This is a genomic window from Streptococcus sp. 10F2 (assembly GCF_054331515.2).
Window position 1 is genome coordinate 92,655 of sequence record NZ_JBTGGE020000001.1, and the last position, 14,783, is coordinate 107,437.

The 14,783-nt window shown below is 39.0% G+C and carries 13 protein-coding genes; 4 read left to right on the forward strand and 9 right to left on the reverse strand.

Features of this window, described 5'->3' with window-relative positions; translation table 11 throughout:
- Positions 1–474 precede the first annotated feature (474 nt).
- The 4 genes from ACXM1Q_RS00600 (at position 475) to xerS (ending at position 5,238) form a co-directional block, all read left to right on the forward strand.
- Positions 475–2,259: a TcaA NTF2-like domain-containing protein gene (locus tag ACXM1Q_RS00600; protein WP_458515389.1), complete on the forward strand. Its 1,785-nt coding sequence runs from the start codon at positions 475–477 to the stop codon at positions 2,257–2,259.
- 12 nt (positions 2,260–2,271) lie between these two features.
- Positions 2,272–3,024, forward strand: a complete 753-nt coding sequence (gene ldcB / locus ACXM1Q_RS00605) for an LD-carboxypeptidase LdcB/DacB (protein WP_458515390.1) — start codon at positions 2,272–2,274, stop codon at positions 3,022–3,024.
- A 133-nt stretch (positions 3,025–3,157) separates the two neighbouring features.
- Positions 3,158–3,931 (forward strand): hypothetical protein, encoded by a 774-nt coding sequence (locus ACXM1Q_RS00610; RefSeq protein ID WP_458515391.1) that lies wholly within the window; start codon positions 3,158–3,160, stop codon positions 3,929–3,931.
- Between the two features lie 236 nt (positions 3,932–4,167).
- On the forward strand, positions 4,168–5,238 hold the full coding sequence (xerS, locus tag ACXM1Q_RS00615) for a tyrosine recombinase XerS (RefSeq protein ID WP_458515392.1): 1,071 nt from the start codon (positions 4,168–4,170) through the stop codon (positions 5,236–5,238).
- 15 nt (positions 5,239–5,253) lie between these two features.
- Here xerS and ACXM1Q_RS00620 read toward each other — a convergent pair whose 3' ends face one another.
- The 9 genes from ACXM1Q_RS00620 to ACXM1Q_RS00660 form a co-directional block, all read right to left on the reverse strand.
- Entirely contained in the window at positions 5,254–5,553 is a 300-nt protein-coding gene (locus ACXM1Q_RS00620; RefSeq protein ID WP_458515393.1) for a bacteriocin immunity protein, read from the reverse strand.
- An 82-nt stretch (positions 5,554–5,635) separates the two neighbouring features.
- Positions 5,636–6,625: a lipoate--protein ligase gene (locus tag ACXM1Q_RS00625; RefSeq protein ID WP_135035086.1), complete on the reverse strand. Its 990-nt coding sequence runs from the start codon at positions 6,623–6,625 to the stop codon at positions 5,636–5,638.
- 8 nt (positions 6,626–6,633) lie between these two features.
- Positions 6,634–8,334, reverse strand: a complete 1,701-nt coding sequence (gene lpdA, locus ACXM1Q_RS00630) for a dihydrolipoyl dehydrogenase (RefSeq protein ID WP_458515394.1) — start codon at positions 8,332–8,334, stop codon at positions 6,634–6,636.
- A gap of 12 nt (positions 8,335–8,346) precedes the next feature.
- Entirely contained in the window at positions 8,347–9,390 is a 1,044-nt protein-coding gene (locus ACXM1Q_RS00635) for a dihydrolipoamide acetyltransferase (RefSeq protein WP_458515395.1), read from the reverse strand.
- 9 nt (positions 9,391–9,399) lie between these two features.
- Positions 9,400–10,392 carry an alpha-ketoacid dehydrogenase subunit beta gene (locus tag ACXM1Q_RS00640; protein ID WP_167758447.1) on the reverse strand — a complete coding sequence of 331 codons (993 nt, stop codon included), beginning with the start codon at positions 10,390–10,392 and terminating at the stop codon, positions 9,400–9,402.
- A 16-nt stretch (positions 10,393–10,408) separates the two neighbouring features.
- A complete protein-coding gene (locus ACXM1Q_RS00645; RefSeq protein ID WP_458515396.1) occupies positions 10,409–11,377 on the reverse strand; it encodes a thiamine pyrophosphate-dependent dehydrogenase E1 component subunit alpha in 969 nt (322 codons plus the stop codon).
- Between the two features lie 140 nt (positions 11,378–11,517).
- Entirely contained in the window at positions 11,518–12,684 is a 1,167-nt protein-coding gene (locus ACXM1Q_RS00650) for an ATP-grasp domain-containing protein (RefSeq protein ID WP_458515397.1), read from the reverse strand.
- Between the two features lie 14 nt (positions 12,685–12,698).
- On the reverse strand, positions 12,699–13,439 hold the full coding sequence (locus ACXM1Q_RS00655) for an esterase family protein (protein WP_135035098.1): 741 nt from the start codon (positions 13,437–13,439) through the stop codon (positions 12,699–12,701).
- 15 nt (positions 13,440–13,454) lie between these two features.
- The gene (locus tag ACXM1Q_RS00660) at positions 13,455–14,285 is read right to left on the reverse strand and encodes an alpha/beta hydrolase (protein WP_458515398.1); all 831 of its coding nucleotides are present in this window, start codon (positions 14,283–14,285) and stop codon (positions 13,455–13,457) included.
- Positions 14,286–14,783: the final 498 nt, after the last annotated feature.

Here is a 14,783-nt window from a genome sequence, read left to right on the forward strand (position 1 = left end):
TCTAGGTTGACGGAGAAACACCGTTCTTTCAAAGTTGAAACTTCACGAGAGTTCGCCCAGATATTGGATGAGGCTCCTTATTTAAATATATCTCGAGTAGTCTCACGGCTCTTTGATGAACTATTTAAGAGTGAGGAACAGCTAGCACAACGAGTTTGTAGCTCACTATAATACAAAAATTAAAGCATTTCCTTTAAAAATGGTATCAACCCAAAGAGTACTATGTGGTTGATATCGAAGACGAATTCCCAGACAAGTTATTGGGACTTTAAAAATATAAATAGACCCAGCAAGCGATTAACGGTTTGTTGGGTCTATTTATATATTGAGTTCTATCTAGAAATATTTTTTGTTCCTCGGAATAAATTTCACTAAATAAATTTATGTTAAAAAATACTAATAAAATCATTGACAGGTTTCAGTCTTTCTACTAAACTTATAATAGTAAAAAGAATAAAGTTAGGTGAAATTAATATGGAAAAAAAGGATCAATGGCTCAAAGAATTTGAAGCACGTGAGGGGAGAAAGCCCATTCCACAAGAGTTTGTTATTGCTAAGGAAGCGGGATTCCCCTTGGTAGAAGAAGATTTGGCTCATCGTTGGGCTGTAGCTTTTGAGACCTTAAATCAGCGGAAACCTAGCCCTGCTGAATATATGGCTGCTAAGAAACAAGGATTTCCAATTAATCAATTTGAATCATCTTCAAAACAAGAAGAAAATTCACTACAAGAAGTTGAGATAAGTTCACAAGATAGAGAGAGGGTTCAGAATCCAAAAGCACTTTGGATTCAAGCTTTTGAAGTGGCTCACGGTCGTCGACCTGGACCTCAGGAGTTCGCTCTTGCTAAGGAAACAGGCTTTGATGTAGATTATTTACCTGACCTATCATCGGTTGAAACAGTAGCTGAATCTGTTGTTGTAGCACCTGTACAAGCGGATGAAAGTCCAGCTCCTGTTAAGAAAGAGAAGAAATTAAAGCCTAGTCGTAAACAGGTACTTACAGGGACTGCCATTGGTTTAGTTCTTATCGTTCTAGGCGGTGGTTATTACTATTTTGACAAGGAGTCTGGGGCGGATTTAGCCGTTGATCAATTTTCTAAACAAATTGAAAATAGCAAATTCCAGCAACTTGCGGAATCCTTTAGTGATACTAATTCGAAAAACGTGAACTGGTCTGCAGAAGATGCTAAGAATTTCGTTCAATATCTAAATAAAGATGGAAAGTTAGAGAGTGAGTTGTCGAAGTTAGAGGCTGATCCTTCTTATATTATTAAAGATGAAAATGGTAATCAGTTACTAGGCTTAGAGGAGACTACAAAGAAACTGGGGTTATTTCCTGTTTATGAGGTTAAGACTTTTCCATTGACAATTACTGTAAAAACAAACTTGGACACTTTAAGTTTGAATGAACAGAAGGTAGAGAAAGATAAAGAATTAGCTTTAGGAGACTTTTCATTTGCTCCCCATTCTTTTGCAGCTAAGGGGAAAACGGATGCTGGAGATCTAAATACGGATATTACAGCAGAACTTTCGGAAGCTAAGGAGAATAGCCTTACTCTTTCCATTTCAAATGTAGATAAGAATTTACAAGCTTCACTCCCTAGTGACGTGCAAGGGGCAAGTGATATTAAATTGTATGTGAATAACAAAGAGGTCGCTAAGGAATTAACGAAGAAACTTAAATTGATTGAAAATCAAACAATTGATGTTCATGCTCAGTTTAAATTCGAAGAGAATACTTATACAACTGAAAAAAGTAAACTAGTTGTAAAACCAGGCGAAGAATCCCTTGTAGTTGACCTTCAGCTTTCCTCTGATATCCAGCAAAAAATTGCGGATGCTAGAAAAGCTAAAGAAGAGAAAGTGAAACAGGAAGAAGACGCAAAGCGGAAATTGGAAGAAGACAAAGTTGCCATCAGTAATTTTATGTCCTCTTACATTAATGCTATGCGTGACTCTATTCGTAATCGTTCAGTCGGTTTTACGGACTATTATGATACCAATAGTGAAGCCTATCAAGTTATGTATAATTATGTAGCAAACGGTGGTGTTGCTGCAGCACGAATTGATTATCAAACAACGCTAGAATATACTGTTACTGATGTTGCCAAAGAAGGAAATGATTATAAAGTCACAGTCCGCAATAGCTTTAAAGAAGTCTATACAAATGGTAAATCTGATACCGTTCATAAAAATCAAGTCTTTATGCTTCGTCCAGAAAATGGAAGTTTTAAAATTTACTCTATTAGCGAGTATTAAGAAAGGGATCCTATGAAATCAAAAAAATGGTTTGGGTTGATTCTTATGACTCTAGCTTTAGCAGCTTGTGGCCAAGAATCAGCAACTACTCAAGAAAACAAAGGCAATACTGAATCAAATCAGACAGTCACAAACAATTCAGATGAGAGCTCTGCTCAAAGCTCATTATCTAAGTTTAATAGTCAACAAAAAGAATCTAAAACGGATACTAAGGCTACTTATAATGGTGATTACTATAGTGTCAAAGGATCTGATGGACAAGAAATTATTATTGTTAATAAGAAGCATCCGCGAAATGCAAATTATGCACCAGGGGAAGATCCTCAGGCTCAAGCTGCCTTTATGCAACTGATTGCGGATATGCAAGATAAAGGTTTTGCTATTAGCAACCAGTACAGCGGATATCGTTCTTATGAAACACAGGTTGGTTTATACCAATCCTATGTTGATCAAGATGGTCAAGCTAATGCCGATCGTTATTCAGCTAGAGCTGGGTATAGTGAGCACCAAACTGGTCTTGCTTACGACTTAATCGATAGCTCGGGAAATCTTCTGACAGATAAAGAAGCCAGCAAATGGTTACGAGAGCATGCGGCAGACTATGGTTTCATTGTTCGCTATACTGAAGACAAGGAAGATATTACGGGTTACACAGCAGAAAGTTGGCATGTTCGCTATATTGGATCAGAAGCTGCGGATATAGCTAAATCAGGATTGACCCTAGAAGAATACTTTGGGGTACCTGGTGGAGATTATGAGGATTAGTAAATGGAGAGGCTGGAAATTCCAGCTTTTTCTTTCAGTCTATGTTTAACATAAATAATTTTTATAAAAATGAATTGTTACAGTAGACATGTTATAATTGTTGTAATCAATACATGCGAGAGGAAATTTCTAAATGGGAGATACTAAAAAACATACTGTAAAAATTAAACCTTCTAAGAAAGATATTGAAAGAACCTATGAAGGTTTTGATAAGTTAAAGGAGTTGATTGATCCTTCTTCAAACAAGCCTGAGGCTGGTTTTTATATTTTAAATGGGGGAAAGTGGTTTGATGATTCTAAGATACCTAAGTTTTTAGAAGAAATAGAGGTTAGTATTGTAAATAGTCCTAATCTCTCAATAAAACCGATACAAACCGTTTTGTGCTCCTGTAAGAAATCATCAAGAAAAAATCGGAAACAGCATCCTAAAAATATTATAGGTAAATCTGAAGTATCTCCTGAATTATTTCATCAAGGACATCTAATAGCTGATTCTATACATAAATATATAAATCCTCTCAATAGTATCAGATGGGCAGAAAATTTTGTAATGATTACACATTGGTGCAATCTAGCAAATACTTCAAAAGAATCTTGTGGTATGTTTTATTTTGAAAATATCCTGTTACAGACTTTAGATTTTTATCATAGAAACAAAGAGCACATAGAAATTGATTATCGCATTACACCAGTTTTTAAAAAACTAGACTCAAAGAATGAACAGCAAAATTACGAAAAGCTTCCACGAGGGATTATAATGGAAGCTAGAGTAAGAAATGGTGGAAATTTTTTAACTTCAAATGATGAAAAACATCCCATTTTCGAATCTGGATTCAATGTCTTTATCCCAAATGCTCAAAAGAATTTGAAAATTGATTATAATTCAGGTGAAGTTATCAAAGAATAATAAATCATATGTTAAAAAGCTGGAATTTCCAGCTTTTTCTGTCAGCACACGTTTAACATAAATTCATTTTATTTGTTATAGGTAAAGGTTGATAATGGCAGTCTAGGAAGTAATCATACGATATATCTCAAAAATCATTAGGAATATCTCCAACAACATCTTTCCGAAAAACTGTAATTTTCTTGAAAAAAGTTTGTGTGTTTGGTACACTACTATTAGAGAATTTGGAGGTACTTATGCGTCGTGAATTGTTACTAGAAAAAATTGAAGATTTGAAAGCAATTATGCCTTGGTATGTTTTAGAATACTATCAATCCAAATTAGCTGTCCCTTATAGTTTTCCCACCTTGTATGAATACTTGAAAGAATACCAGCGTTTTTTTAATTGGTTGATGGATACAGATCTTGTTCAAGTCACTGAAATTAAAGAGATTTCTATTGAAACCTTAGAACATCTTTCTAAGAAAGATATTGAATCTTTTATCTTATATTTACGGGAACGTCCTTTGTTAAATGCGAATTCGACGAAAACCGGTCTGTCGCAAACAACCATTAACCGGACTCTATCAGCACTCTCGAGTCTCTTTAAATTTTTAACTGAGGAAGTTGAGAATGAACAGGGGGAACCCTATTTTTACCGTAATGTTATGAAAAAGGTTTTAACAAAAAAGAAAAAGGAGACTTTAGCTGCAAGGGCTGAAACCATTAAGCAGAAACTTTTTTTAGGGGATGAAACCGAGGGGTTTTTACGCCACATTGAAGATGACTATCCCAAACAGCTTTCCAAACGTGCTCTTAGCTCCTATGAGAAAAACAAGGAACGTGATTTGGCCTTGATTGCACTACTCCTAGCTTCAGGAATTCGCTTATCTGAAGCAGTGAACCTTGATGTCAGAGATTTGAACACACAAATGATGATTGCGGAAGTTACTCGTAAAGGAGGCCGTCGTGATGCTGTTCCTATTGCTAGCTTTGCTAAGCCCTATCTTTTACATTATTTAGAAATCCGAGATAAACGTTATAAACCTGAGAAACACAATCTTGCCCTGTTTTTAAGTGAATATAGAGGCAAGGCAAATCGCATGGATGCTTCTAGCATTGAAAAAATGGTTGCAAAGTACTCGGAATCTTTCAAAATTCGTGTAACCCCCCATAAACTACGCCACACACTTGCAACCCGTTTGTATGATGCTACCAAATCACAAGTTTTGGTCAGTCATCAATTGGGACATGCTAGTACACAGGTCACGGACCTTTATACTCATATTGTCGACGAGGAACAAAAGAATGCCCTAGATCAACTCTAGGGCATTTCAATTATCCTATTTTAAGCCATGGAAACTCATAGCCAACATATTTAAGGCGGAGATTTTACCACGTTCCCGATGGTATTTATTTGCTATTTTTGTAGCGAATTCGATTACATTTTTGGGAGCTTTATAGTGATGTGTCATTAAATAGAGGGATAAGCTATGGCTTAGTTGACTAATCGCTTGAACTTGATTCTCTTCAATGGCTATTTTAGATGCTGAAAAAATCTTTTTCAATTCAATATCTGTTGTCATTTCAGGAATTCCTAAGATTTTGTCAATTTCTCTTATTAGATCTTCTTTTTCTTTCATGATTCAGATTTAGATAATGATTATAAATGTTATAAGACCACTAGACTAACAAATCCAGTGGTCTTATTTATATAGACTGGTATTATTCTACAATAGCTTCTGCAATTTCTTGTGCTGAAATTCCTGCGAAGTAGCGTGACAAGTCTAGTTCAGCTAGTTTTTGCTCGACTGCTTCTCGTTCATAGGCAAGACCTACTAGGGACTCTTCTACTGCAGCAACATCCTCGATTCCGAAGAAATCTCCGTAAATTTTCAAGGTATCAATCCGAGATTCTACAACATTGACATAGGCATCTATTAATCCGCTTGGGAATTTGATGGTTCGACGGATATTGTATTCAGGTGATTTTCCATAATTCCAATCCCAGTTTCCGAATTTAGCATCGCGAATTTGGCGAATTTCTTCTAATTCAGAATCTGAGAAGGTGTATTCAGTCATCTCTGGATACTCTTTTTTCATATAGTCTAGCAAGAGATCACGAAATTCTAGAACGGAAATTTTCTCATCTAATTCATCAACGATATTCGTTACACGGGCTCGAACAGACTTGACACCTTTCGATTCAATTTTGTGCTTGGAAACTTGAAGTGCTTTTGCTAAGACAGATAAATCAACATCAAAGAGTAATGCACCGTGATGCATAATTCGTCCATTGATATAGGCCTGGGCATTCCCTCCAAATTTCTTACCATCAATTTCTAAATCATTACGGCCGGTAAATTCAGCCTTAACCCCGAGAGCGGCTAAAGTATTGATGACTGGAATCGAAAAGCTCTTGAAATCAAAGAGTTTGTCTTGATTCTCATTTGAAATAATGGTGTAGTTAAGATTATTGTAGTCATGGTAGACTGCACCACCTCCACTGATACGTCGAACGACTTCAATACCATTGTCTCGAACATAGTCCCGGTTAATTTCTTCAATCGTATTTTGATGACGACCTACGATAATGGAGGGTTTATTGATCCAGAGAATGAAAATCATATCTTCATCAAGCATTTGCTTGAAAGCATATTCTTCAAGTGCGATGTTAAAAGCTGTATCGTTACTGTCATTAATAATGTATTTCATGAAGTCTCCTATTTCTTAGGTGCATGCACAGCGAGATTTAGGACATCTGCAAAGGCTTCATACATGACTTCTGAGTAAGTCGGGTGACCATGGATTGTTTTGAGAACTTCTTCAACCGTAATTTCCATTTCAATAATAGTTGAAGCCTCATTAATTAATTCTGCTGCGGCAGGTCCAATAATATGGACACCGAGTACTTCACCATATTTTTTGTCAGCGATGACTTTCACAAATCCTTGGGCAGCATCAGAAGCGATGGCACGACCATTGGCTGCGAAATTGAATTTTCCAATTGCTACATCATACTGTTCACGCGCCTGTTCTTCTGTTAAACCAACAGCGGCTACTTCTGGTAAGGTGTAGATAGCAGCTGGGGTAAGGTTGAGTTTCGCCACTGCATGGTTGCCTTTTAAAGCATTCTCAGCGGCTACTTCACCCATACGGAAGGCTGCATGAGCTAACATTTTAGTTCCATTGATATCACCTGGGGCGTAGATGCCTGGAACAGATGTTTCCATATACTCATTCACCTTGATACGACCATTTTCAAGTTCAAAGGCTACTTCACCCATACCTTCTAAATCTGGAACTCGACCAATTGAAAGAAGGGCTTTATCAGCTAGAATATCTTCTTGACCAGAAACTTTAATACGTAGTTTACCATTTTCTTCAATAATCTCTTCTAGCTTGGTTTCTGTATGAATGGTCATTCCTTTTCGTTCAAGAATGAGGCGAAGATTTTTAGAAACTTCTTTATCCATTGCTGGAACAATACGGTCTGTCATTTCAATAACAGTGACTTTTGAACCGTAGGTCATAAAGGCTTGACCAAGTTCGATTCCGACAACTCCGCCACCAATAACCACTAGATGTTCTGGAACTTCTTTGAGGTTAAGGATATCATCACTTGTCATGACTAAATCAGATTCCATACCTGGAACATTGATTTTGCTAACTTTTGATCCACCTGCAAGAATAATTTTCTTTGTTTCGAGAAGGGTTTGACCATCAACGAGGACATTCTTATCTTTGGTAATTGTTCCTGTTCCCATATGAACATCAATACCATAAGAACGCATTAAGCCTCCGACACCTCCGACAAGAGTGGCAACAACTTTGTCTTTTGTAGCAACGACTTTATCCATATCAACTGTAAAGCTTGGATTTTCGACCATGATTCCACGATCTGCTGCATGACCCAGGCTTTCAATGATTTCCGCATTGTGAAGGTAAGTTTTGGTAGGGATACATCCACGGTTGAGACAGGTTCCTCCAAGGGCTGTTTTTTCAACAATAGCCACTTTACCACCTAATTGAGAAGCCTTGATAGCTGCTACATAACCAGCAGGACCACCACCGATAACGACGACATCATAGGCGTCATCACTCTTATCAGAGTCCTCTTGAGTTAGTGGGGCAATTGGACTTTCAGCAACTGGTGCTTCTGTAGAAGCGGTTGGGATGTTTTCTCCCTCTGCACCAAGATAGCCGATAATTTCTGTAACCGGAACTGTTTCTCCGTCTCCTTTTAAGATCGCAATCAGATAACCATCTTCTTCTGCTTCTAGTTCCATACTAACTTTATCGGTCATAATTTCAAGAAGAACTTCTCCTTCTTTCACAAATTCTCCGACTTTTTTATTCCACTGAACGATTTGACCCTCGGTCATATCGACACCGGCTTTAGGCATAATTACTTCTAAGGCCATTCTCTACTCCTTCTAAATTAACATTGAAATTGGATTTTCAATGAGATCTTTCAAATCTTTCATAAATTTCGCACCAGCCATTCCATCGACAACTCGATGGTCAATTGTGAGGCCGAGACTCATCATAGGACGGATGACGATTTCACCATTTAAAGCTACTGGTTTCTCAATAGTTGCACTGACACCAAGGATTGCTGAGTTAGGTTGATTGATGATAGGGCCAAAAGATTGTACCCCAAACATTCCCAAATTACTAATCGTGAATGTTGAATTTTGTAATTCACTCGGTGCCAATTTCATATCTAAAGCACGGCCAATTACATCCTTAAATGCTACGACAAGTTGTGAAAGGGACATTTTTTCAGCATTAAAGACGACAGGTGTCAATAAACCACCGTCCATTCCGACAGCCATGGCGAGGTTCACATAATCATGGGTAATAATCGTTTGGCCATCTTCAGTTAAACTTGAATTGATATAAGGATGCTTCATCAATGTTTTGATGACTGCAAGTGAAATCAAATCCGTAACAGTGACCTTTTTCCCAGTTTCTGCCATGATTGGGTCTAGGACTTTCTTTCGTAGTGCCAGCATTTCCGTCATGTCGACTTCATAATTGAGGGTAAAGGTTGGCGCTGTTAGATAAGAATCCACCATACGTTGGGCAATGACTTTCCGCATTGGAGTCATTGGAATCCGCTCAATAGTTCCCCATTCAGTTTGGTTATCTGGAACTTCTTCAACTTTTTCAATTTGAGCTGGAGACTTAGTGGTTCCAGTTTCAAGATTTTCAGGGAGAAGGGCTAAAACATCCTTCTTCATAATTTTTCCATTAACCCCTGTACCTTGAATTTCTTGCCAAGCAATGTTGTGCTCTAGGGCAATACGCTTAGCCAAAGGCGAGATTCGAACGACATGCGTGTCTTTATGCTGATCTACATCTTCTTTATGAACCCGTCCTTTAGCTCCCGAACCACTAACATCATAAAGGTTAATCCCTAATTGATCCGCCAATTTACGAGCCGCAGGAGTTGCTCTTAGTTTTTTGTCAGACATTGCTTCTCCTTATTCTTTGTTTACAGTTTTGAGAATCGTCTCTTTAATACTTTCGACTGTTGGAATCATCGCATTTTCAAGATTTGCGGCATAAGGCATTGGAACATCCTCACCCGCACAGCGGCGAATTGGTGCGTCTAAATAATCAAAGGCTTCTGATTCAGCTATAATGGCTGAGATTTCTCCAATAAAACCGCTTGTTTTGTGAGCATCGTTTACGAGAACGACTTTCCCTGTTTTCTTGACAGAATTAATGATGATTTCCTTATCTAGTGGTACTAGAGTCCGTGGGTCAACAACTTCGACAGAAATTCCGGTTTCTGCTAATTCTTCCGCAGCCTGGAGTACACGACGCAACATTTTACCATAGGTCACAACTGTGACATCCGTACCCTCTCTTTTAATTTCACCTTTGCCTAAAGGAATTACATAATCCGGATCAACGGGTACTTCACCTTTTTGATTAAATTCAGATTTGTACTCTAAAATAATAACCGGATTGTTATCACGAATTGAGGCTTTAAGGAGTCCTTTCATATCTGCGGGGGTTCCAGGAGCAACAACTTTAAGGCCTGGAATGTGAGTAAACCAGCTTTCAAGGGATTGGGAATGTTGGGCTGCAGAACCAACTCCATTACCGGCAGCACAGCGTACAGTCATCGGAACTTGGCCTTTCCCACCAAACATATACCGGGTTTTAGCAGCCTGGTTTACAATAGCGTCCATGGCAATAACAGAGAAATCCATGAAGGTCATATCCACAATCGGGCGAAGACCTGTCATGGCAGCACCAGCTGCAGCTCCTGAAATAGCAGCTTCTGAGATGGGAGCATCCCGAACCCGCTCTGGTCCAAATTCTTCTAACATTCCTACTGAAGTTCCAAAATCTCCGCCAAAGACACCTACATCTTCTCCCATAAGAAAAACATCTGGATCACGACGCATTTCTTCAGACATAGCTAGGATAATCGTATCTCGAAATGACATTAATTTAGTTTCCATTTGTGACTGACCTCTCTTATTCCGCATAAATATCTTCAAAGGCTGATTCTAGTGGTGGTAGGGGACTATTCTCTGCAAAGCGTACAGACTCTTCCACTGCTTCTTTAACTTCTGCCTGAATGTGATCTAATTCTTCCGCGCTAGCAATCTGATTTTCAACCAAATAATGACGGAAATTCTCTATTGGATCTTTTTTCTTCCATTCTTCTACTTCCTCTCGTGTCCGGTATTTACCAGGATCAGATGAGGAATGGCCTAACCAGCGATAGGTTACACTTTCAATGAGTACAGGACCTTTTCCAGAACGAACATGTTCGACAGCTTCTTGGAATCCTTTGTAGACATCCAAAATATTATTACCATCTTCAACAAAAATACCTGGAATACCATAGGCTGTTGCTCGTTGATAAATGTGCTCTACATTGGTCATTTTTTTAATATCTGCTGAAATACCATAACCATTGTTGATACATGCAAAAATAACAGGAAGTTTCCAAATAGAGGCCATATTGACAGCTTCATGGAAGACACCTTCGTTGGTGGCACCATCTCCAAAGAAGCAGACGACAATCTTATCAGTGCCTTTCATTTGCTGGGTTAGGGCTGCTCCAACTGCGATTCCCATTCCACCTCCAACAATACCATTGGCTCCGAGGTTTCCAGCGTCTAAATCGGCAATATGCATGGAGCCACCTTTTCCTTTACAGGTTCCAGTGTATTTTCCAAGAATTTCGGCCATCATTTCATTGAGATTAATCCCTTTTGCGATGGCTTGTCCATGTCCTCTATGGTTAGAAGTAATTAAGTCATCTGGATTGAGAGCAGCCATGGCTCCAACATTTGCAGCTTCTTCTCCAACGGAAAAGTGGGTCATTCCAGGAACTTTTCCTTTTTTTACCAATTGGGCTATTTTTAAATCCATTCGACGGATTTCTTCCATTTTACGGAACATATCCAGTAAAAGGCTTTTGTCTAGTGTTTCCATATATTCACCTTTCTGTTTTTCACAAACTTACACTTTCTATTTTACCTTGTCTTGAAATCCCTGTCAAAAGATAACTAACAACTGAAAAAGCCCAGATATTAGGCTTGGAAAGCATTATCTGGACTTTTCGATTGAAAAAATTAATCTGCTAAAGTTTCAATATCACGAATGATATTGTGAATGACTTCAATATCATCAGAGGTGAAAATAAACATATCGTTTCCTTGAAGAGCTGCAAAAGCTTCCGGCATACGAACATTGGCTTTTAGATACGCAGCATAGCGCTCAAGAAGTTCTTCTTTGGATACTTGATAGCTCACCTCGTCTCGTCGTGTAGCTGCAAGTGCATGGTTGAGAGGACCATCTGCTTCTGGGAAACCATGACCAGCAACGAGACTAGCATAATCACGGAAAAGATCACGCGAATAACCAAAGTTATAGACATCCATAGCAAAGGCACCAGCTGGACGATTATTGTATTCGATAGCAATATAGTCGTCTCCATTACGGAAGAACTCAATATGGAAGAAACGTTCTTTCATGCCAAATGCTTTGACTGCAGCTTCTCCATATTTGCGAAGTAGAGGATCTACTTCCATTTGTGTGTAATAAGCAATTCCTTTTTGCTGGATCAGGATATTCAATGGAGTGTCTGTGTAATCAAAGGATGTTGACCATACAATCTCGCCATTGGCATCTACTAATCCGTCAAAAGTACAAATTTCGGTGCTAGTTACGAAAGGCTCTAAGAAATAGGCAATACTTTGATCCCAATTTTCGATGAATTCACGCACGGATCTTGGTTCTTCTAGCTTATAAGTAGCTGCAGCTCCAACTCCATTATCAGGTTTCGCAATGAGTGGTAGACCAAGAGCTTCTACTGCTTCATGTACTTCATCTTCAGTTGTCACCACTCGTCCTGGTGTAACAGGAACCCCAGCAGAGCGGAAAATTTCTTTCATTTTTGATTTATACTTTGTTTTTTCAATATCTTCATTTTGGGGACCGAAAACATTGAATTGTGTGCGAAGTTCTGCATCAAGTTCCAACCAGTACTCGTTTTGTGATTCAATACGATCGATTGGACCATGTTTGTAGAAAAGGAAAGCTACTGCACGCTTGACTTCATCCAAGTCTTCTAAATTATTGACACGGAAGTATTCTGTTAAAGCCCCTTGGAGCTCAGAACCTAGTTGATCGTAAGGTTCTTGACCAATTCCGAGAACAGTTATTCCTTGCTTAGCCAACTCAATGGAGAATTTTTGGAAATTCTGTGGGTAATAAGGTGAAATAACAATATAATTCATAATCCCTCTCCTTTTTATAAATCAAGTGCTTCTAAGAAATGTGGCATTTGAATCCGCCACCAATCCCAATCATGAGCTACATCGTAGCCCCAAACATCAAACCAAGCTGGGATTTGTTTCTCCTCAAAGGCAGTTTTTAAGCTATAGAAGGATGGTAAGCCATCTTGTTCCCATGCCCCCAACCCAGTGCAGACAATGATGTCAGCAGAGCGGTAATGATCTAAGAACCATGGATCATTTTGATTCCAGATGTAGTCGCTTGGAGAATTTTGGTAAATTTCTTTGTCGTCTCCATATTCGCCGACAAAGAAACGAGCATCATAGACACCACTTAAGGCAATGACTTTTTGGAAAACGTCTGGATGCTGCAAGAAGAAGTTTAGCGCGTGGTAAGCTCCCATAGAACAGCCCGAAGTCATTAGAGGTCCTTCCCAATTTGCGATGTGTTTGATAAAAGGTACAGCTTCTTGAATGATGTAACGTTCGTATGCCAAGTGAGCCAAGGCACGATCATGACCATGTTTCCAATTTGCTTCCCAACTTTCATTATCAATACTTGAAACTGTAAAGAATTGTACTTTCCCCTCATCGATAAAGCGTTGAGAGGCATTGATCATACCAAAATCGTAAAATTCATTGTGACTTCCACCTGAAGATGGGAAGACAATAACTGGAATACCAGCATGTCCGTAGTGGTTCATATGCATGTCACGCCCTAATTCGTGACTCCAATGTACAAGATTTTCGATATTCATAAACGTCTCCTTTTACTAATCATGCCAAAAACGACTTAGGAATCGGAAGCAATCTCCCAATTGTTCAGACCAAGCAATTTCGTTGTGCTCTGCATCTGTTTGAATCACCAATTCCAGATTGTCCACATTATGTCCCATTCGAATCAGATCCTTAAAGTAGCGAATAGAAGAGCTCACATAGGCTTGTTTGATGTTACCACCAATCAAACTCTTATCTGCCTCATCATCTTCTTGGGTCCCAACATAAATGTAAATTTGTTGAGGAGCCTCCATTGGCATCCGTTCAATATAACGGTTAAAGGCTTCTTGGTGGAGGAAGTTGGCGGAAGAGAAGACACCTAGACAACCAATCCGATCCTGGTAAGCCAGTCCCATAAACTGGGTGATATTCCCGCCAAGAGAACTACCAATCATAGCTGTATATTCTCTTTGGGGTTTGGTACGGTAATGTTCATCGATAAAAGGTTTTACGACTTCCATAACAAATTCGGCGTATTCAATTCCCTTCCCGCCGAAGCTAATTCCTGGAATAATCCCCCCTTGAAACTTCCAAGCGGAGTATTCATTCATGCGGTTCTCCCCATCGTTATCAATGGCAACCACAATCATCCGATCAATATCTGGATTTCGCTTAATAGTTGGAATGACTTTCCATGAATAACCACTAAAAGCTTCTTTACTGTAGAGAACATTTTGTCCATCATGGAAGTAAGCCACTGGATAGGAACGCTCCACATCTTGCTCATAGTTTTTAGGGAGGAGAACTCGAATTCGACGACCTTCACCCGAATAAGGTACTTCTAGTTCATGCGTATGCATATCTAAGTAAAAGTAGGATTGATTCATTGTCTGAAAACTCTCTATATTCAAAAATTTAAATCAGTATACCACAAATGCCTTGGACTGTACATATATTTTTGAAGGTTTTCAAAATATTTTCTTTCCATATGCCAAAAAACCGAGACTTAGTCTCGGCATTTTAAGTACGACGGGCATGTCGTACATCTGAGGTGCAAGTCCTCTGTGGGCACCTGCTACCGGTGAACCCAATAGCGACTCCCAAGCCTGACTATCGTGAGGTAGCGGGGAGAGGAAGGGATAGCGAAATCGTGGCTCTACGAACAGAAACGTGATATCAAGGCGTATATAGAGGATAAGGGGGCTTAAAACTCTAAAGTCCAAGAAGGTAGTCGTAACCTATGTGCGTAAATCACGAGAATAAACGAGGAAAGATGTACGGCTTATCCCGTGAGGTCTTGTCGAGGCAATAGCCTAGTAACAACGAACGACAAGAAGTCAGCCGAACCCATAGTAGTGAAGAAACTTCTGTAATGGAAGTGGAGC